Source organism: Microbulbifer maximicatervae (SeqCode) (assembly GCF_052467325.1).
In genome coordinates, this window is the sequence record NZ_CP174310.1 from 2379069 (window position 1) to 2397103 (window position 18035).

Annotated in this window: 20 protein-coding genes and 2 pseudogenes; 11 read left to right on the plus strand and 11 right to left on the minus strand. The window is 46.0% G+C overall.

All coding sequences use genetic code 11. The features are described from left to right. Positions 1-25: 25 nt before the first annotated feature. Together ACJJIE_RS10695 and ACJJIE_RS10700 are read right to left on the minus strand one after the other, a co-directional pair. Positions 26-547 carry a methylated-DNA--[protein]-cysteine S-methyltransferase gene (locus ACJJIE_RS10695; protein ID WP_444894570.1) on the minus strand — a complete coding sequence of 174 codons (522 nt, stop codon included), beginning with the start codon at positions 545-547 and terminating at the stop codon, positions 26-28. Further along, positions 544-2010: an AlkA N-terminal domain-containing protein gene (locus tag ACJJIE_RS10700; protein ID WP_444894571.1), complete on the minus strand. Its 1467-nt coding sequence runs from the start codon at positions 2008-2010 to the stop codon at positions 544-546. Before ACJJIE_RS10700 ends, ACJJIE_RS10695 begins: the two co-directional genes overlap by 4 nt. Positions 2011-3394: 1384 nt before the next feature. Here ACJJIE_RS10700 and ACJJIE_RS10705 point away from each other — a divergent pair. Together ACJJIE_RS10705 and ACJJIE_RS10710 are read left to right on the plus strand one after the other, a co-directional pair. Next, the gene (locus ACJJIE_RS10705; protein ID WP_444894572.1) at positions 3395-3613 is read left to right on the plus strand and encodes a hypothetical protein; all 219 of its coding nucleotides are present in this window, start codon (positions 3395-3397) and stop codon (positions 3611-3613) included. Between the two features lie 144 nt (positions 3614-3757). Next, positions 3758-4093 carry a hypothetical protein gene (locus ACJJIE_RS10710; RefSeq protein WP_444894573.1) on the plus strand — a complete coding sequence of 112 codons (336 nt, stop codon included), beginning with the start codon at positions 3758-3760 and terminating at the stop codon, positions 4091-4093. A 28-nt stretch (positions 4094-4121) separates the two neighbouring features. On the opposite strand, the gene ACJJIE_RS10715 is transcribed toward ACJJIE_RS10710, so the two are convergent. Next, a complete protein-coding gene (locus ACJJIE_RS10715; protein WP_444894574.1) occupies positions 4122-5063 on the minus strand; it encodes an IS110 family RNA-guided transposase in 942 nt (313 codons plus the stop codon). Positions 5064-5359: 296 nt separating this feature from the next. Then, positions 5360-6631, minus strand: a complete 1272-nt coding sequence (gene ltrA, locus ACJJIE_RS10720) for a group II intron reverse transcriptase/maturase (protein WP_444894575.1) — start codon at positions 6629-6631, stop codon at positions 5360-5362. 673 nt (positions 6632-7304) lie between these two features. Here ltrA (ACJJIE_RS10720) and ACJJIE_RS10725 point away from each other — a divergent pair. Continuing rightward, positions 7305-7574 (plus strand): hypothetical protein, encoded by a 270-nt coding sequence (locus tag ACJJIE_RS10725; RefSeq protein ID WP_444894576.1) that lies wholly within the window; start codon positions 7305-7307, stop codon positions 7572-7574. Between the two features lie 87 nt (positions 7575-7661). On the opposite strand, the gene ltrA (ACJJIE_RS10730) is transcribed toward ACJJIE_RS10725, so the two are convergent. Then, the gene (ltrA, locus tag ACJJIE_RS10730) at positions 7662-8933 is read right to left on the minus strand and encodes a group II intron reverse transcriptase/maturase (RefSeq protein WP_444894577.1); all 1272 of its coding nucleotides are present in this window, start codon (positions 8931-8933) and stop codon (positions 7662-7664) included. A gap of 1044 nt (positions 8934-9977) precedes the next feature. Between ltrA (ACJJIE_RS10730) and ACJJIE_RS10735 the strand changes: the two genes are divergently transcribed. Then, positions 9978-10205 carry a hypothetical protein gene (locus tag ACJJIE_RS10735; RefSeq protein WP_444894578.1) on the plus strand — a complete coding sequence of 76 codons (228 nt, stop codon included), beginning with the start codon at positions 9978-9980 and terminating at the stop codon, positions 10203-10205. Between the two features lie 39 nt (positions 10206-10244). Here the strand turns inward: ACJJIE_RS10735 and ACJJIE_RS10740 are convergent. Continuing rightward, positions 10245-10370, minus strand: a pseudogene (locus ACJJIE_RS10740) (IS110 family transposase); the annotation flags it as partial. 306 nt (positions 10371-10676) lie between these two features. Between ACJJIE_RS10740 and ACJJIE_RS10745 the strand changes: the two are divergent. The 3 genes and pseudogenes from ACJJIE_RS10745 to ACJJIE_RS10755 form a co-directional block, all read left to right on the plus strand. Then, positions 10677-10949 (plus strand): annotated as a pseudogene (locus ACJJIE_RS10745) (transposase); the annotation flags it as partial. 392 nt (positions 10950-11341) lie between these two features. Beyond that, a complete protein-coding gene (locus ACJJIE_RS10750; RefSeq protein WP_444894579.1) occupies positions 11342-11479 on the plus strand; it encodes a hypothetical protein in 138 nt (45 codons plus the stop codon). Positions 11480-11485: 6 nt separating this feature from the next. Next, positions 11486-11875, plus strand: a complete 390-nt coding sequence (locus ACJJIE_RS10755; RefSeq protein WP_444894580.1) for a hypothetical protein — start codon at positions 11486-11488, stop codon at positions 11873-11875. 79 nt (positions 11876-11954) lie between these two features. Here the strand turns inward: ACJJIE_RS10755 and ACJJIE_RS10760 are convergent, their stop codons facing one another. From ACJJIE_RS10760 to ACJJIE_RS10775, 4 genes are all read right to left on the minus strand, one after another. After that, a complete protein-coding gene (locus tag ACJJIE_RS10760) occupies positions 11955-12134 on the minus strand; it encodes a hypothetical protein (protein ID WP_444894581.1) in 180 nt (59 codons plus the stop codon). Positions 12135-12306: 172 nt separating this feature from the next. Then, complete coding sequence (locus ACJJIE_RS10765) at positions 12307-12609, minus strand: hypothetical protein (RefSeq protein ID WP_444894582.1); 303 nt, start codon at positions 12607-12609, stop codon at positions 12307-12309. A gap of 2 nt (positions 12610-12611) precedes the next feature. Beyond that, on the minus strand, positions 12612-12857 hold the full coding sequence (locus tag ACJJIE_RS10770; protein ID WP_444894583.1) for a hypothetical protein: 246 nt from the start codon (positions 12855-12857) through the stop codon (positions 12612-12614). 43 nt (positions 12858-12900) lie between these two features. Beyond that, the gene (locus ACJJIE_RS10775; RefSeq protein WP_444894584.1) at positions 12901-13179 is read right to left on the minus strand and encodes a hypothetical protein; all 279 of its coding nucleotides are present in this window, start codon (positions 13177-13179) and stop codon (positions 12901-12903) included. A gap of 680 nt (positions 13180-13859) precedes the next feature. On the opposite strand from ACJJIE_RS10775, the gene ACJJIE_RS10780 reads away from it, so the two are divergent. The 4 genes from ACJJIE_RS10780 to ACJJIE_RS10795 all read left to right on the plus strand — a co-directional run bounded on the left by ACJJIE_RS10780 (position 13860) and on the right by ACJJIE_RS10795 (position 16637). Further along, positions 13860-14204 carry an antibiotic biosynthesis monooxygenase family protein gene (locus ACJJIE_RS10780; protein ID WP_444894585.1) on the plus strand — a complete coding sequence of 115 codons (345 nt, stop codon included), beginning with the start codon at positions 13860-13862 and terminating at the stop codon, positions 14202-14204. A gap of 279 nt (positions 14205-14483) precedes the next feature. Next, on the plus strand, positions 14484-14978 hold the full coding sequence (locus ACJJIE_RS10785) for a hypothetical protein (RefSeq protein ID WP_444894586.1): 495 nt from the start codon (positions 14484-14486) through the stop codon (positions 14976-14978). 393 nt (positions 14979-15371) lie between these two features. Then, positions 15372-15782, plus strand: a complete 411-nt coding sequence (locus ACJJIE_RS10790) for a hypothetical protein (RefSeq protein WP_444894587.1) — start codon at positions 15372-15374, stop codon at positions 15780-15782. A 390-nt stretch (positions 15783-16172) separates the two neighbouring features. Continuing rightward, complete coding sequence (locus ACJJIE_RS10795; RefSeq protein ID WP_444894588.1) at positions 16173-16637, plus strand: hypothetical protein; 465 nt, start codon at positions 16173-16175, stop codon at positions 16635-16637. A gap of 728 nt (positions 16638-17365) precedes the next feature. On the opposite strand, the gene ACJJIE_RS10800 is transcribed toward ACJJIE_RS10795, so the two are convergent. Next, positions 17366-17695, minus strand: a complete 330-nt coding sequence (locus ACJJIE_RS10800; protein WP_444894589.1) for a hypothetical protein — start codon at positions 17693-17695, stop codon at positions 17366-17368. Positions 17696-18035 lie beyond the last annotated feature (340 nt).

Genomic DNA, 18035 nt, shown 5'->3' on the forward strand with positions numbered 1-18035 from the left:
ATTGCGCTTTTCCCAATATTACCCGCTAGAGCAGCTCGCCCTGCTGAACAAAGTTGGCACCCTCAAGAGTGAGCAAGCGCGCTTTCAAAGACAGGCCGCCGGCGTAGCCGGTAAGGCTGCCATTAGCTCCGATTACACGGTGGCAGGGAATAACGATGGCAATCGGGTTCGCACCATTGGCCCGCGCCACTGCGCGAATAGCCCGTGGCTGGCCCAGCCACCGGGCTTGCTGGCTGTAACTGCGGGTTTCGCCAAAGGGAATTTGCAACAGCGCATCCCAAACTCGGCACTGAAATTCAGTACCCTTTGGCGCCAGAGGCAAATCAAAGCTTTTGCGCTGGCCGGCGATATATTCCCGCAACTGCTGGGCGGCCAAATCTGTCAGCTCCGAGGCGCCCCGCTGCCAACCGGCCCCCAAACGCAATGGTCGTTCATCGTCATAAAACTGGAGTGCAACTATACCTCGGGAGAGACCCTCTCCCTCTTGCTCGCAGGCCGCGATGGCAACATCCCCCAATTCCGTGGTGTAACTCTCATAGACAATCATTTTTTCTCTCCAGATTTCAGGGACTGCCACAACAAAATGGCTCCATATGCCCGCCAGGGCCGCCACTGCTCTGCCCGCTCCAGGGCCTGCTTGGGTTTTGCCTTTTCACCATCACTGCCCAAGGCTTGCAGAATACCCAAATCCGACGCGGGGAAAGCATCCGGCATCGACAGGCCCCGCATAGCAATATAATGCGCCGTCCAATCGCCAATACCCGGCAGTGCCGTTGCTTGGCTGCACCAGTCCTCCAGGGACTGATCGGCAAAACTCACACGGCCATCCAAAGTTGCGGCGACAAACTCCTGTAGGGTTTTCACCCGAGCCCGGGTCAAGCCCAGATCGGCAAAGTCCGCCTCAGCGAGACGCTCCACCGTTGGGAATAAAAACCGCTCTCTGCCAGCATCGTCCACAAACGACTCCCCGTAGCGGGCCACGATACGTCCGGCAATAGTGGTCGCCGCCGCGACACTGATCTGCTGACCGAGAATCGCCCGCAGTGCATATTCGAATGGGTCCCAGGCACCGGGCAAGCGCAGGCCCGGATTCTTCGCCAACTGATCCGCCAGCAGTGGATCTTCATTTAATACTGTCTGGATCTCCTCAATATCCGCATCCAGATCAAACAGCCGGCGCAGGCGCTGGTTCAGTAGATATAACCCTGCCCCACCTTCCTGACCAAAAACTTCCACCACCAGGCGATTTCGTTCCGGATCATGGGAAACCTCCATCACGCCGCGACAGGCATCCAGTTCGAAACTGCGTGAATAGACCTCCCCCTCCACCTGCTCTACCCCCGCCAAAGCGCGAGTTCCCAAGAAAGCCAGGAGTTGTTGCCAATCTAATGGCGGGCGGTAATCCAGGTACAACCGCACCCGAGTCGCACTCGCCTTCTCCGCGCGCTCTGCGTGCGCCTCCCTGCGCACCTCGGATGGGGTGCGCTGATAGATCTGTTTGAATACGCCGTTAAAGCGTCTCAAGCTGTTAAAACCAGACTCGTAAGCGATTTCAGCAATAGGCAGGTCCGTATCTCGCAGTAAACGAAAAGCAAACAGTGCCCGCTCGGTTTGCCAGACCGCTAAGGGGCTTACCCCCAGGTGCTCAGAGAACAGACGGCGTAAATAACGGCTGCTGACCCCGAGACGCTCTGCCAATCGCTCTACAGATTGAGGCTCGCGCTCACTGCGCATCAGTTTTAAAGCGCGCTGCACGGTGGTCGACACCAATCCCCAAGCTGGGCTGCCCGGCGCAGAATCGGGGCGACAGCGCAGGCAGGGCCTAAAGCCCGCATTGGCCGCCTCGGCAGCAGTCTCAAAATAAGTAACATTGCGCTCCAGCGGAGGCCGAGCGGGACAGATCGGGCGGCAGAAAATGCCGGTTGTTTTCACTGCGGTATAGAAGCGCCCATCAAAGCGCCGGTCTCGGGCCAATCGCGCACTGGAGCAAACTGCTGCATCAATCTTCATAAGTCTCTCTCGTTTCTGACTACCAGTGTATGGATTGGACGGTATCGGAACTAGTCATAAACGGAACTGGCCATTTTGAGTTATAGACTTATAAGTCAGGCAGCCGCGGCCTGAAAGAGTGAAACCAATTAGATGCTCTTGAATACCTTACGCAAAAAGCCCCTCGGCCGATAAGTCTCAACTAAAGATTATTCTTTAAGTAAATTGATAAAACCGAGGCTTTTGACCACTCCAGGGAGGTATTCATAAGTGGATTAAACAGCCCCGGAATAGCCCTACTCTCCATCAAGAACGTTAATTGATACAAACCCTGAAACGTAAATGCTCAAGGCAATCTCAACGGAGTCACCCATTCTTTGCGCACCTTGAAAGCTACAAGCAGTAAGCGCAACTCGCCGCAAATGGACCTAATTCTTTGCAAACACCGTAATGCAGCAGCTATCGCCTTCAAGACACACCCTTCGACGCTTGTAGAGTTATTAGCAACCTGAACCACGACGTTGTAACGGTGCAGACATTTGCGTCGAACCGCGTCTTGATTGTGAAACGCCCGGTTAGCCAGAAGTATCATGAAATTATTCAGCGGCTCTATACATTTGAAATACCCAGGCCATAGCTGTTGCTCAATTCCAGCCCTATCTGCACTAACGGTCGCTAACAATTAATGGGCATACAGAGATATTTTTGATCATCTTGACTGTTATTTTTGAAGAATAGCTTTATCAGGAAAAAACTTGATGAAATACAATGAGTTACAAAGGTAGTCTTTTTTGGGGATAGTAGTCAAAGTGATCATTTTTACAATTGGTACGACTGACATAAAAGCTAGTAATCTTTTGATTTGAATAACATTTTTTAGCCAAGGCGTAAGATTGATTCCAGGATAGTAATCAGGATAATAGTGATCAGAATGATTACTATATAACTGTTATAAATCTTGGAGAGTTTTGTGCTCGGAAAGCTGAATGCAATAGCCACATATATTACTTGGTTGTTTCTTGGGGGTATGATTGCATCCTTTGTTCTTGGTTACTTCGATGTTACTTATGAGATGCCCATCTACTATTTGATCTTTGGCGGTTTTTTCTTGTTTGCAATTATTCATTTTGTATTGGCGTTTTGGGTGCGTTGCCCGAATTGCAACAAGTGTTTAACCATTCAGGGTATGCATGGGGTTCATCCTGCCTCTATACACAAAAGCTGGTCGTCCGTTGTGTTTCACTGGTTTACAGGTAGGGTAAGTTGCATACATTGTGGTGCTACAGTTTCTACAAATGATTTATAACAAACCGCAGCAATCGCTCCCTTCGGTCGCTGGGACAGCCAAAACGCTGCGCTTATTTGTCTGCCCTTGTGCGGGGCGTTATGTGTCTAGGACCTTTCAATGCAGATTAAATCCGTACATCCAGTAGTAAAAGCTTTCCTGATGTACTTTTTAAGTTTTATGGCAATTGCCTTGTTCTTTGCCCTATTTGGTGATTGGATAAAGGAAAAAACCAACTACACGCTTATCTTGAAAGGGTACATTATTGGTCCCCTCATTTGGCCGGTAGCTTACTTGGGTCTGGTGTATGGTAAATCGAGAAGTTCAGACAATAGTTAGTGACTACAACTCTATATCTGACCAAGGTCACAAGCTGATGGATAGGCCGCTACATAACAATCGCAGGCACAGCGACGGCTTTTCCATTTCGGCTTCGCCTTCATTTCAAAGCCGCGCATGCTGCGGGCGTTATGCATCATCACTATGAGAGTTAAGTTTAAGAAGAAGTTAGACGATCAAGCGGATAATATGACCGTCGATAAAGAGTATGTCGTTCTTGGTATAGAAGGTGATTCCTATCGAATTATTTGTGATGAAGGAGAACCTTATTTATATGAGCCTGAGCAGTTTGATATCGTGGATTCAAGAACGCCCGATTTTTGGGTGCGTGAGCTAGGCGACGATGGAGAGCTTTACGCTTACCCAATGGCATGGTTTCATAACTACTTCTTCGAAAGTTACTTTGATAATGAACCTGGCTTCGTTAATTCTTTCTGGAAGGATTGTTCACGTTTATATGGGATTAAATCGAATGCATAACAAGTGACTATGGTTACTCGTCAAGTTTTTAAGCCATACTTTCATCCCAGTAGGTGTTGTTTTTCACCATTGTATTCAGGATCGTAATCTGCTTTCTCATGCAGGCAACCAGAGCAACCTTTTTAGGTTTGCCAGCGTCGACTAATCGCTTATACATGGGCTTTAGTTTGGGATGATGTTGTATGACCGACATGATGGAAACAAAAAGAACCGTGCGTACGCGATGCCTTCCACCTCGAATATATCGTTTGCCCTGGAAGTTGCCGCTATCACGGTTCATCGGGGCGATACCGACAAGTGCAGCGATTTCTTTACGGTTCAATTGTCCTAGCTCAGGAAGTTCACTCATTAACGTATAGGCCAATACATTTCCGACCCCTTTGGCACTCAACAATAGGTCACGCCTTTGCCGCCACTCGGACACACTGTTAACCAGTTTTTCCAGTTGCTTGTCGATACCTTGTAACTCTTTCTTGATGGTGTTTAGAATGGTCTGGATAGGTTTGTGTACTGATTTCGGCATCCTCTGAAGCCGATTCTTTTGCATTGTACTCATCTCTAAACACTGACTTCTTACAGCCAGTAAGTCACTGATCTCCCTAAGCTTTTCTGGTTTTAGCACCGACAGCCCTGGCTTCATGGCCTCACCAAAATGTGCAATATCCATTGCATCTAGCTTGTCAGTTTTGGCGAGGCGCCCTGCAGATTTAGCGAAGCTCCTTATCTGCGAAGGATTGCAAACAACAATAGGTAATCCGGCTTTGTCGGCGGCGCAAACAAACTCTAACTCGAGCCTTCCCGTAGACTCTATTAATACTCTTTGAGGTTTAAGAGGTTGTAGTTGTTTAATGGCATCTTTAATGCCATTTTTATCATTGGCAACACTAAAGAACTGGCCAGTAGGTCTCACATAAATATCGAGTTGTTTACTGCTGGTATCGATACCGACATTGATCTCTTGAGGTTCCATAAGATAAGCTATCTCCGCCTTGCTATTCGGGCTCGAGGCCCACATGACTATCCGAGTTATGCCTAGTGAGTGCTTATCACGTTCATACTTGTTATCGGTCTTTTACGAACCAGCCAAGCAGCGAACTGTGATAAACAAGGCCTTCGGTGGCCGCCGAAGGTGGGTCTCAATTTACCCGTTAACGAAAAGGATTTTCAACATCAGAATCGGGCAAGAACAACCATAATCGGGTAGCCGGTAGTTTCTAGCTACCGGCCCCACACCACCCATCGTGCGGGTCCGTAATGGGCGGTTCCCTATCCGTAATGAATCTCTACCCAACGATCTCGCAATGAAATCAAACCCATCTCTTCGAAGAACTCATTATTGAGCGCAATATGAATACCCTCAGTTTTTGCGCTTCGCCAGTAACTTTTACCGGACGAGCCGCAGGTAACTGACAGCGATTCACTCACACCCATACGCAGTAAATTTCGAACTTTCGTTCTCACTCTGCGCCAATTCTTCCAATAGCTCATTCTTAATCGCCGTCGTATCCAGCAGTCTAGATCTATACATTTTTGATAGCCTTGCGCTATCCCAAAATAGTTGATCCAACCACGGAGGTATACGGTAAGTTCTTTCATTTTCTTCTCCATCGAAATACCACGGGATCGCCCTGTAATCTGACGGACGTGATATTTAAATTGGCGCAGCGACTTATCATGCCAGACAAGCTTTGCTCCACGGAAAGAAAACCCCAGAAACTTACACCGGCTAACGGGGACTACTTGGCTTTTAGTATCGTTAACTTTGAGTTTAAGCTTGCGCTCAACAAAGCGTTTGATGCTGGCCATAACCCGTTCACCTGAGCGTTTAGAGGAAACGACAATCACGAAATCGTCCGCATAGCGGACGAAATTGTGTCGGCGTTTTTCCAGCTCTTTGTCGAGCAGATCGAGTACAATATTGGATAGCAGCGGCGATAAAGGGCCACCTTGCGGCACCCCCTCATAACACGCTTGCCAACATCCATCTTCTACCCAGCCTACGCGCAAGTAGCTTGCGATCAGTTTGAGTAAACGCTTATCGCTGATTCTTTGGCCAAGTAAACTCATGAGTAAATCATGATTTACCCGGTCGAAGAATTTGGATAAATCGACATCCACTGCTATTCGTTTCCCTCCCTCGATATACTTTCGCAGCTTTTTCACCGCATGATGCTGTGATCGCTTTGGGCGGAATCCATAGCTGAACTCCGAAAAGGTTTTATCGAAACTGGGACCGATGATTTGGGCGATAGCCTGCTGAATAACACGATCAAAGATCGTAGGTATCCCGAGACCACGCTGGCCACCATCTGGCTTGCGAATGTAGACGCGCCTGACGGGAAGCGGCTGGTAATGACCCTGTCGAATGGTCTCGATGAGGTCGTCGCCAACTGTCTTGAAGTGCTGCACAAAATTATCGACAGTAATCCCGTCAATGCCTGCGGCACCTTTGTTGCTTCGCACGTGTTTCCATGCAGCATTAAGATTTTCTTTGCTGAGGATGGCTTCAAGCAGATTTTCATTTGAGTTGAGTGTCATGGCAGTGCGCTACGTCAATTTTATATCCGGCTGGCAACATATCAGTAGGCTAGCCCTGTCTTTTAACTCGTGGATTTTGGGTTCAGGCCTTCACCCTGTCCAAGGTATTAAACTTGGCATTTGGCTACTATGCCCTCGGCTGACTTCTGTTTAATCACCTTGATCATTGCTGACCGAAGCGCTTCTGTGTCCCACCATTTTTGTCTATACCCGCGATGGTGGCTAGCGGGTTGGGCCTAATTATGAGTCAGCGGCCACGCTGACAGCTTCACAGGAGCAAGCTAAACAGATCTCCCCAGATAAGAACGTGAACTTTCACTACACAACTGCATCATTTACTCTACCCGTTAGATCACATGGCTTCGGTGTGCTTGGCTACCTCGCCTCCAGGCTAAGCCTTATATGATGTTTCTGTCCGTCAGCTCGTAGTTTTGCTAGCGGCTTCCTCCCCACAAAACCTCACGGTGTTGCAGTTGCCATTCGCTAGTAGTTAGCATTTAATGGAATCCATTAAACGGTGATCTTCCTACAGGGGACTTTCACCCCATTAGTTCACGCCCATGCTGGGCGTACCAAAACGCTCAACTACACTCCGGCCGCAAGCGGCCTCCGTCGGACAGCCAAAAGCGTGCTTCGCACTGGCTGCCGGTTAGCTCAGCGTTAAGAGTACGGTATGATGCAAGCCCTCAATAAAAAAATAACCCTGATCATTTTTGCTTCCGCACTTTTATTTGCAGTTGTAGCTTCAGTTTGGGATTACATGTCAGGTGACGAGGAGACATGGATTCATTACCGAAATCTAGAGAGCCCCAGGGTTCTCGGCGAGTATGACTCCAGTGAAGAGTGTGCTAAATACATGAAATCTCATGAAGGTCCGAGCGGATGCCGGCGTATTGACGGTCCTTATCGTGTTATTAATGCGTTTGCTGATCTCATCTTATAAGAAGCGTACTCTTAAATCGGGTAGCCGGTAGTTTCTAGCTACCGGCCCCCACACCACCCATCGTACGGGTCCGCAATGGGCGGTTCCCTATCCGTAATGAATCTCTACCCAACGATCTCGCAATGAAATCAAACCCATCCCTTCGAAGAACTCATTATTGAGCGCAATATGAATACCCTCAGTTTTTGCGCTTCGCCAGTAACTTTTACCGGACGAGCCGCAGGTAACTGACAGAGATTCACTCACACCCATACGCAGTAAATTTCTAACTTTCGTTCTCACTCTGCGCCAATTCTTCCAATAGCTCATTCTTAATCGCCGCCGTATCCAGCAGTCTAGATCAATACATTTTTGATAGCCTTGCGCTATTCCAAAATAGTTGATCCAGCCACGGAGGTATACGGTAAGTTCTTTCAGTTTCTTTTCCATCGAAATGCCACGGGATCGTCCTGTAATCTGACGGACGTGGTATTTAAATTGGCGCAGTGACTTATCATGCCAGACAAGCTTTGCTCCACGGAAAGAAAAACCCAGAAACTTACAACGACTAACGGGGACTACTTGGCTTTTAGCATCGTTAACTTTGAGCTTAAGTTTGAGCTCAACAAAGCGTTTAATGCTCGTCATAACCCGCTCACCTGAGCGTTTAGAGGAAACGACAATTACGAAATCGTCCGCATAGCGGACGAAATTGTGTTGGCGTTTTTCCAGCTCTTTGTCGAGCAGGTCGAGTACAATATTAGACAGCAGCGGCGATAAAGGGCCACCTTGTGGCACCCCCTCATGACAGGCTTTCCAGCATCCATCTTCTACTCTTCCTGCACGCAAGTAGCTTGCGATCAGTTTGAGTAAGCGCTTATCGCTGATTCTTTGGCCAAGTAAACTCATGAGGAAATCATGATTTACCCGATCGAAGAATTTAGATAAATCGACATCCAGTGCTATTCGTTTCCCTCCCTCGATATACTTTCGCAGCTTTTTCACCGCATGATGCTGTGATCGCTTTGGGCGGAATCCATAACTGAACTCCGAAAAGGTTTTATCGAAACTGGGACCGATGATTTGGGCGATAGCCTGCTGAATAACACGATCAAAGATCGTAGGTATCCCGAGCCCACGCTGGCCACCATCTGGCTTGCGAATGTAGACGCGCCTGACGGGAAGCGGCTGGTAATGACCCTGTCGAATAGTCTCGATGAGGTCGTCGCCAACTGCCTTGAAGTGCTGCACAAAATTATCGACAGTAATCCCGTCAATGCCTGCGGCACCTTTGTTGCTTCGCACGTGTTTCCATGCAGCATTAAGATTTTCTTTGCTGAGGATGGCTTCAAGCAGATTTTCATTTGAGTTGAGTGTCATGGCAGTGCGCTACGTCAATTTTATATCCGGCTGGCAACATATCAGTAGGCTAGCCCTGTCTTTTAACTCGTGGATTTTGGGTTGAGGCCTTCACCGTATCCAAGGTATTAATCTTGGCATTTGGCTACTATGCCGTCGGCTGACTTCTGTTTAATCACCTTGATCATTACTGACCAAGGCGCCGCTGTGTTCCACCAATTTTGTTTACCCCCGCGATGGTGGCTAGCGGGCTGGGCCTACTTATAAGTCAGCGGCCACGCTGACAGCTTTACAGCAGCAGGTTGAAAAGATCTCCCCAGATAAGAAAGTGAACTTTCACTACACAACTGCATCATTTACTCTACCCGTTAGATCACATGGCTTCGGTGTTCTTGGCCACCTCGCCTCCAGGCTAAGCCTTATATGATGTTTCTGTCCGTCAGATCGTAGTCTTGCTCACGGCTTCCTCCCCACCAGACCTCACGGTATTGCAGTTGCCATTCGCTAGTAGTTAGCATTTAATGGAACCCATTAAACGGTGATCTTCCTACAGGGGACTTTCACCCCATTAGTTCACGCCCATGCTGGGCGTACCAAGTTTGTCAACGATCGCCCTTCGGGCTGGACCGCTAAAAGCGTGGCTTCGCCACAACACGGCCCGTTACAAAGGCGTTATTGTGGCGGTCGGTTTTATTGATTTTTCGTGGTAACTGAAGGTTTCGTGCCACTAAATAGCATCTGGTATTGAGCAATTTTGCTGATTGCTATTCAGGCAGTTTCGCTCCAAGAGTGTTCGCTCGGGTGTTGTAAAAAGAGGCAGTCCGCTGCAATTTCGCGGATTGCCAGTAAGATAGGAATTGGTTAGGGAAAGTGCGGTATTCTTCCCTCGTAAATATTGGGCAGCGGCCAGCCAAACTATGGCTGGCAAAGTGCTAGTAGTCGGTCCCGAGCGCGCCAGCCATAACCAGGCTAGGCAAGCTCGCCCAACCCCTTCGGGGCTGGGCTGGACAGCCTACACGTTGCTTCGGCTGCCCTTGCTAGCGGCGTTATGTGTAAGTAGAGATCATGAGTAAAGACGTTAAGATAACACTTACCGAAGATGAAGCATGGGTTCTATTCGAGCTAACCCGTCGGTTTAGTGATTCTGATAAGCTCAGCGTCGAAGATCCGGCAGAAGAACGCGCTCTATGGAATCTTTGTTGTATTTTCGAGAAGGCTTTGCATCAGGAAACTGATTTAGATTACACCGACTTCATTAAATTGTGCAGAAATAGATTGAGAGATGACACGTAAAATACACATAACAAGTGACTATGGTTGTTCGTCAAGTTATTAAGCCATATTTTTATCCCAGTAGGTGTTATTTTTCACCATCGTATTCAGAATCGTAATCTGCTTTCTCATGCAAGCAATCAGAGCGACCTTTTTAGGTTTGCCAGCGTCGACTAATCGCTTAAATAAATAAAATAGGACACCCATGAATCATGTCCAATAGGATTGGCGGCTTATACACTTTGTTTGGTGGGCATCTAGATCTGTTATAAAGGTCGCAAGCACCAATCTCTGCCTAAACATAATCCTCTAGAGAGTTCTTCTTACAAACTAGCACCATAGTTTCGTTCGAGTACCTTCGCTTTAAGCCAACAAGTTCTGCAAGCCAGCTGCCCTATTGTGGAGCGCCAGTCAGATAGTTAATTGGTGGGGAAAGTATGGTATTTTTCTCTATAAATTTATCGGGCATTGGCCAGCCAAGGGGTGGCTGGCAGAGAGCATGTAGGTCGTTCACTGCGCGCCAGCTATTGGACAAACGGACGGACAGCCACTGACTGGATGAAAAAGCGGGTTGATAGTATCGAAGGCAAGACCATTTATGGACATCGAATGTCTGTTGTCGAGCCAGTGTTCGGGAACATTGGTACCAACAAGCGATTGAATCGCTTCTCGCTACGAGGAAAAAGTAAGGTTCAGGGACAATGGCAGATGTTCTGCTTGGTACATAACTTTGAAAAGTTGATGAGATATGGCAGCATCCACTGATTGAGTATAAATTAAGGGCATCAAGACGCTTAAATTTAATACAATGAAAGAAATTTGGTGGTATCGCTAAATTTAGACCGAAATTTTAATTGAAGGATTCTGAGGAATGACAGCTTTTTCTAAAACTGTTTTTCTACAGACTCGTTATATCTAGCGGCATTCTTAAATTTTTATACGTCCCGATGGTTGCAGTTGACCTACAGGCAGCCAAAAACTATCACTGGTTTACTTTTGGGTGCTTAGTTATAGTTCTAGCCTGGGTCTCCTATGAGGCACTTGGAAGTTAAGCAACTAAAAAATCAATTAACCGCGCCTTCGGAGCCCGACAGCTTACACTCCGCTTCGCTGCGTTCCTGCTGCAGGTTTTTGAGGCGTTTTACCAAAGGAGAGTCATGAAGTACTTAGTGAGTATGATTTTAGCGTTTATCATTTCAGCCTGTGACAGTTCTGGCAGTGATAATTCTGATAATGCCAAGCCGGAAAGTATGGCTTGGGGAGATTCTAATTGGGATAGTAGTAACTGGGAGTAAAATAATATGCACAAATATCTAACCTTTATGATAATTACATTTTCGTTTTCAGCAATAGCCGAGGAAATCGAGATTCCTAATGAATTCTTTTCAGGTGGAAAGGCATTGGCATCTGAGGTAAATGAGAATTTCGATGTTTTGGTGAATGAAAGTAATGCTCAGAATGCAAGAATCTCTGTGCTAGAAGCCTCATCAATATCAAATGTATCTGATCAACTTATCTGTAGAACTCCACTTAATTGGCTAGTAAGTGGGGCAGCTACACACTGTGTTAAGAAATCAGATGCATCAAATGTCACATACCCTACTTATGCTGTTGTTGCTTCGGAGGGCTGGATAGTAAGTTCTATTGGAGGAGATGGCGGCGGATCAAACATTTACGTTTTTTCAAAATAAGTTATAAATCGGGTAGCCGGTAGTTTCTAGCTACCGGCCCCCACACCACCCATCGTGCGGGTCCGCAATGGGCGGTTCCCTATCCGTAATGAATCTCTACCCAACGATCTCGCAATGAAATCAAACCCATCTCTTCGAAGAACTCATTATTGAGCGCAATATGAATACCCTCAGTTTTTGCGCTTCGCCAGTAACTTTTACCGGACGAGCCGCAGGTAACTGCCAGGGAACACAAATAAAACACAAATAGTGAAAACACAAATAGGACACCCATGAATCATATGGGAGAGAGGGAAGTCGGCAAAATAAAAAGCCATGCTCGCCAGAAGAGCATCGAAGCACGAATATGCGAAGTATTTTATCTATTTTTGGTGTCCAGAGCTTTCAGCACACAGGACGAACAGGTATCGATCGGTGGGATAAAAAATGATTCAATTTAGTTGAGATGAGGGGTAAGAGAGAAACTTCTGGTAATCAAGCACACCTTGAGCCCAGTGTTTATTCAATAATTTACAGGCTTTCCGTACTGCTTCAACCGACCCTACCAATCCTTTAAATCGGCTTTCAAAATTTCGGTTGAGGTAAAGCCAGTGCTCAGGTGAAATACCCAGGCGCTCAAGTATAGGAGGGGTATTCTCAGCGATAGTGCCGCGCTTTCTGGGATCTAGATGCCGACCACTCCAATCCACCAACTCCAAATAGTGGCCCAGATGAAAAGGTAACCCTTTTGGCATATTTAAACGCTCATCCCCCACACAAACGGTAGTAAACTTTTGGGTTGCTCAGTGGTGATTGCAGAGCGAATACGCAGTTGAATAGAGGTGTGATCAGAGTCTTCAGGCGTTTTGGCAATATTAGCGCGGATAGGGTTTAGGTCTACATAGGCCATGCAAGCGGCGAGGGCTTTTTCATCCAGCAAAGCCTGCGACTTAAATCGCCCCTCCCAAAAACGGCCTGTAAAAAGAATAAATAGGACACCCATGAATCATATGGGAGAGAGAGATCGGTAAAATAAAAAGCCATACTCACCAGAGAGGCATCAAAGCACAATTGTACGGAGTATTTTGTCTATTTTTGGCGTGCAGGGCTCTCAGCACACAGGGCGAACGGGGATCGATCGGCGCAGCACGAATAGGATACCCATGAATCATGCCCAATAGGGTTGGCGGCTTATGCTTTTTGTTTGGAGTAATCCCGTCAATGCCTGCGGCACCTTTGTTGCTTCGCACGTGTTTCCATGCAGCATTAAGATTTTCTTTGCTGAGGATGGTTTCAAGCAGATTTTCATTTGAGTTGAGTGTCATGGCAGTGCGCTACGTCAATTTTATATCCGGCTGGCAACACATCGGTAGGCTAGCCCTGTCTTTTAACTCGTGGAGTTTGGGTTCAGGTCTTCACCGTATCCAAGGTATTAATCTTGGCATTAGGCTACTATGCCGTCGGCTGACTTCTGTTCAATCACCTTGCCCATTACTGGCCGAGGCGCTGCTGTGTTCCACCAATTTTGGTTACCCCCGCGATGGTGGCTAGCGGGCTGGGCCTACTTATGAGTCAGCGGCCACGCTGACAGCTTTACAGCAGCAGGTTGAACAGATCTCCCCAGATAAGAACGTGAACTTTCACTACACAACTGCATCATTTACTCTACCCGTTAGATCACATGGCTTCGGTGTCCTTGGCCACCTCGCCTCCAGGCTAAGCCTTATATGCTGTTTCTGTCCGTCAGCTCGTAGCTTTGCTAGCGGCTTCCTCCCCACAAGACCTCACGGTATTGCAGTTGCCATTCGCTAGTAGTTAGCATTTAATGGAACCCATTAAACGGTGATCTTCCTACAGGGGACTTTCACCCCATTAGTTCACGCCCATGCTGGGCGTACCAAAACAATCAAAGGCGCCACTTCGTGGCTGGACCTACATTCTGCGGCTTCGCCGCTACATTTCGGCCCTTTATTCCGGCGTTATGCATCAGTACAGGAAATAGATCATGGAACAACAAGTTAGCGTTATAAATACAATTGTAGTTCCAAATGGTATGGAGGCTACTGCTCAGCAAGTTCGCGATGAGTATGTGTCGTATTTCAGCAAGCAAGAAGGTTTTGTCAGCTCTACATTTTATAAATCGGTTAATAGAGAGCAAGATGGTTCAATTAAATATATCAATACTGTCGTTTGGGCTTCATACAATCACTTCGAAAAAGTAGTAAATATTGGATTCGATAATCAGCTGGGTAAAAATAGCGATGGTAAAAGGGTGTTAGGTAAAGGCTTTCCTGATCCTATAAAAGTTTCACCTGGTCAATATGTAATTGTTGGGCAAACAAATGCATAACAATCACATTAAAAATCGCCCACAAAAAACGTGGGCTGGACTCGCTACCGCTCGTCTTTTATGTTGGCGTTACAGATTTCGTGGATCGTTTTCCCTGATTGTATATTTGCACTAATTTATTCTCGGGCTTGACACTTCAATGAATTTCATAACCTGCGGGTGTGAGTCATGTTATGAAATATGGGGCAGCCAAATATCAGTCATTGATACTGCGATATAAATTTTACATTTTCGTTCTTAGAGATAGTGAAGATAAATATGAATAAGAGGTTTCTAATATTGACAGCTTTGATCGTTGTAAATGGGTGTGGCACGGTGGTCCCGTATAAATATATTCATACCATAGAGTACGTCAGTCATCCTGAATTTGGAGAAATTACAAAAAGTGATCAGCGATATATTGATGCGGTTAATGATTGTAATGATCGCTTCTTCTCTGAACCTGTAAACGTAGATGGGAAACTAATAAAAGACAGAAAAAGATTAGAACGCATTCTAACGAAAGAGGTGATAATCGAAGCTCGACGAATGGCACGGGCCAATAATTCCAACGATCCTGTTAAGTATAAGAGTATGGCTATGGAGTATGCAAATCAAGCTCCAGATTATATTCTTGAGATCCGGCGTAAAGATAATCAGTTCAGAGGATGCCTTAAAGGAGAGAAGCAATTTAAAAATATCAAGCCTAAGTTTATTGATATAAGAAATGGTGAAGAACTGAAATATAATGGGAGCCTTAAAGCTTATGTGCCAATTAAGGATAAAGATACTTAGTATATAAATGTTATGTCGGCGGGAAATTTTTAGATGGTGCATGCCAAGAAATATTTGGCTCTCTGCTCTGGAGTTCCGGAATCAAAGTTATGCACCGCTGATAGCTTGCATTATTGTTCCAGTTTCTCTACTTTAGATCATTAGGTAAAGAAACTCCGCAGCCGACTCGTGGAGTGCCAATAAGAAAGAAATGGGTAGGGAAAGTAATGTATTCCTCCCTCGTATTAATCGGGCAGCGGCCGGCCAAACTATGGCTGGCAAAGTGCTAGTAGTCAGTTCTGAGCACGCCAGCCATAACCAGGCTAGTCAAGCTCGCCCAACCTCTTCTGGGCCGGGCTTGACAGCCTACGCTCCGCTTCGGCTGCCTTTGCTAGCAACGTTAGCCAGATGATCATGAAAAATATATCTAGACAAGAATTTGTAAGAGGAAGTGGCAGGCTCATAATGCTGGCCATCTTTTCCTACGTTACTTTTCTATTTTTGCAGGGGATTTCCAATATCTCTGTAGAGGGGCGGGTGTTCCTTGGATATATCGCCATTATATTTTTAGGCTTTTACACAACATCGCTTTTAATCAATCGTCTGATAGAAAGATATCAATTTGCACACGGCGACAAAGCGAAGAAAACTATAGCAGCCTTATCGCTCACCATTGATGCAGTCATGGTCGGTATTTGTTCTGCCATGGCATTAAGGGCGCTCTACAAAGATCGCTTTGATAACATCATTATATGGTTTTTTATGATCGCATATAGCATTTACCATATATATAAGCATTCGAAGGAAAAATTGAAAAGTGGCTAACAAGGTTAGGCAATAAAGCTGTGGCAAATATGAAATTAATTATTTCCAAATTTGAAATTGTGGCAGGATTCATTCTAATTCTTGTATCTGTGTTGGCGCATATCCATAGTTATACTTGCTTCCTATTTACAGATGGATGCGGGGTAGCCGAGGGACTATACGCTTTATATGGTATTGTCTTCGGGTCGTCATTAACAGCCGCTGGCATCATGCTTCTTCATTTTTCAAAATGGCCTGCATGGCTAGGTCAGTTACTTTTAGTTTATGTTGCAATATTCTCGGTTACGGCGTAATAAATGCTTAACAAAGCGTGCAATAATCACCCTTTGGGCTGGACCGCTAAAAGCGCTGCTTCTCAGCAACACGGCCCATTCATTCAGCGTTATGTATATGAAGATTGAGCGATTAGATAGTAAGTCAAAATTGGTTGGATATACTGCACTTGTACTTTCGGTGTTTGCACTTGCCTCAGGATATTTCCTTTACAGCAATTTTCCTCAGAGGGAAAGAGTTTTTACCCAGGTTGGCTTGCTGGAAAGAATTAAAACTAGATATATTGGAAAAGGTGATTATCTACACACCATTATCATTGAAGACCTAGAGTTCAAGTATTCAAACTCCTCTAAAGATATGTTTGACGACCTTCAAGTTGGGGATGAGCTAGAACTGGAATACTACACGTCAAAGATCGATAAAGACCAGTACATAGTTGGAGCTTACTACGATAACAGGCAGTTGATTTCTGGTGTTGAGGAAAAAGAGAAACTAATTTTGAATTTAATTTTGTCGTTTTCTATTAGTGTAGGTCTCTTTTGGTTCGGTATATTTGAGCTTCGCGGGGTACGGCATGCATAACGAATACAAGCAGGTTGCTACGGGCTTTTAACCCTTCGTAGGATGGTCTGCGCTGCACTCCAAGCTCCCCAGTTATAGTCGTTATTGTGATGGTCGGCTTTATTGGTTTTTCGTAGTAACTGAAACTTTAGTGCCAATACATAGCACTCGGTATTGAGCAATTGTACTGATTGTTATTCAGGCAATTTCGCTCCTAGAGTGTTCGCTTAAGTACTGAAAAAGGGGTAGTCCGCTGCAATTTCGCAGAGTGCCAGTAAGATAGGAATTGGTTGAAGAAAGTACGGCATTCTTTCCTCGTGACAACACAAATAGGACACCCATGAATCATGTGGGAGAGGAAGAAATCGGCAAAAATAAAAAGCCATGCTCACCAGAGGAGCATCGAGGCACAATTGTGCAGAGTATTTTGTCTATTTTTGGTGTCCAGGGCTTTCAGCACACAGGGCGAACGGGGATCGATCGGCGGGATAAAAAATGATTCAATTGAGTTGAGATGAAGGGTAAGAGAGAAAATTTTGGCAATCATGCACACCGTGGGCCCAGCGTTTATTCAATAAAACACACGCTTTCCGTACTGCTTCAACCGACCCTACTAAACCTTTAAATTGTCTTTCAAAATTTCGGTTGAGGTAAAGCCAGTGCTCAGGTGAAATACCCAGGCGCTCAAGTATGGGAGGGGTATTTTCAGCGATAGCGCCGCGCTTTCTGGGATCTAGATGCCGACCACTTCAATCCACCAACTCCAAATAGTGGCCCAGCTGAAAAGGTAACCCTTTTGGCATATTTAAGCGCTCATCTCCCACAAACGGTAGTAAACTTTTGGGTTGCTCAGCGGTGATTGCAGAGCGAATACGCAGTTGAATAGAGGTGTAATCAGAGTCTTCAGGCGTTTTGGCAATATTAGCGCGGATAGGGTTTAGGTCTACATAGGCCATGCAAACGGCGAGGGCTTTTTCATCCAATAAAGCCTGCAACTTAAATCGCCCCTCCCAAAAACGGCCTGTATACTTGTCTTCAGCATTGGCCTGCCGAGCGATAGACTTGTTTAAACAGCGCATAAACTAACTGACATCTATTAAGCGCTCCCGCCATATAGCGGTGACTTCTCTTAGTTTTTCCAGCTCACAGTGATCGAGGGTATCGCCTTTGACATAGCGCATAGCCAGAGAGAGCTCGAAACAGCTTCTCCCAACGGGTAATTACCTCTGCAAGTTGTTTTAAGTATTCGCGAAATAGAAATACCAATATATTTTGAGACTCTGAAGTTGATTGGCGAAATTTGTACCCCGAAAGCATTGCGGAGCTTGGCAACCAGTTGAAAATGATTGATTTTATCAATTTGCAAATGGGCGGGCAGATACACAAAAAATTTTACATAATCTATCTTCTGGATATGAA

What these genes read in the sequence shown, in the direction of transcription:
- ACJJIE_RS10715 (WP_444894574.1), bottom strand. Translation starts at nt 5,063, where the DNA reads ATGGAACCTCAAGAGATCAATGTCGGTATCGATACCAGCAGTAAACAA.
- ACJJIE_RS10750 (WP_444894579.1), top strand. Translation starts at nt 11,342, where the DNA reads ATGAAGTACTTAGTGAGTATGATTTTAGCGTTTATCATTTCAGCCTGT.
- ACJJIE_RS10700 (WP_444894571.1), bottom strand. Translation starts at nt 2,010, where the DNA reads ATGAAGATTGATGCAGCAGTTTGCTCCAGTGCGCGATTGGCCCGAGAC.
- ACJJIE_RS10735 (WP_444894578.1), top strand. Translation starts at nt 9,978, where the DNA reads ATGAGTAAAGACGTTAAGATAACACTTACCGAAGATGAAGCATGGGTT.
- ACJJIE_RS10790 (WP_444894587.1), top strand. Translation starts at nt 15,372, where the DNA reads ATGAAAAATATATCTAGACAAGAATTTGTAAGAGGAAGTGGCAGGCTC.
- ACJJIE_RS10775 (WP_444894584.1), bottom strand. Translation starts at nt 13,179, where the DNA reads ATGACACTCAACTCAAATGAAAATCTGCTTGAAACCATCCTCAGCAAA.
- ACJJIE_RS10705 (WP_444894572.1), top strand. Translation starts at nt 3,395, where the DNA reads ATGCAGATTAAATCCGTACATCCAGTAGTAAAAGCTTTCCTGATGTAC.
- ACJJIE_RS10710 (WP_444894573.1), top strand. Translation starts at nt 3,758, where the DNA reads ATGAGAGTTAAGTTTAAGAAGAAGTTAGACGATCAAGCGGATAATATG.
- ACJJIE_RS10795 (WP_444894588.1), top strand. Translation starts at nt 16,173, where the DNA reads ATGAAGATTGAGCGATTAGATAGTAAGTCAAAATTGGTTGGATATACT.
- ACJJIE_RS10800 (WP_444894589.1), bottom strand. Translation starts at nt 17,695, where the DNA reads ATGCGCTGTTTAAACAAGTCTATCGCTCGGCAGGCCAATGCTGAAGAC.
- ACJJIE_RS10725 (WP_444894576.1), top strand. Translation starts at nt 7,305, where the DNA reads ATGATGCAAGCCCTCAATAAAAAAATAACCCTGATCATTTTTGCTTCC.
- ACJJIE_RS10695 (WP_444894570.1), bottom strand. Translation starts at nt 547, where the DNA reads ATGATTGTCTATGAGAGTTACACCACGGAATTGGGGGATGTTGCCATC.
- ACJJIE_RS10780 (WP_444894585.1), top strand. Translation starts at nt 13,860, where the DNA reads ATGGAACAACAAGTTAGCGTTATAAATACAATTGTAGTTCCAAATGGT.
- ltrA (WP_444894575.1), bottom strand. Translation starts at nt 6,631, where the DNA reads ATGACACTCAACTCAAATGAAAATCTGCTTGAAGCCATCCTCAGCAAA.
- ACJJIE_RS10770 (WP_444894583.1), bottom strand. Translation starts at nt 12,857, where the DNA reads ATGGGTGTCCTATTTATTCTTTTTACAGGCCGTTTTTGGGAGGGGCGA.
- ACJJIE_RS10765 (WP_444894582.1), bottom strand. Translation starts at nt 12,609, where the DNA reads ATGCCAAAAGGGTTACCTTTTCATCTGGGCCACTATTTGGAGTTGGTG.
- ltrA (WP_444894577.1), bottom strand. Translation starts at nt 8,933, where the DNA reads ATGACACTCAACTCAAATGAAAATCTGCTTGAAGCCATCCTCAGCAAA.
- ACJJIE_RS10755 (WP_444894580.1), top strand. Translation starts at nt 11,486, where the DNA reads ATGCACAAATATCTAACCTTTATGATAATTACATTTTCGTTTTCAGCA.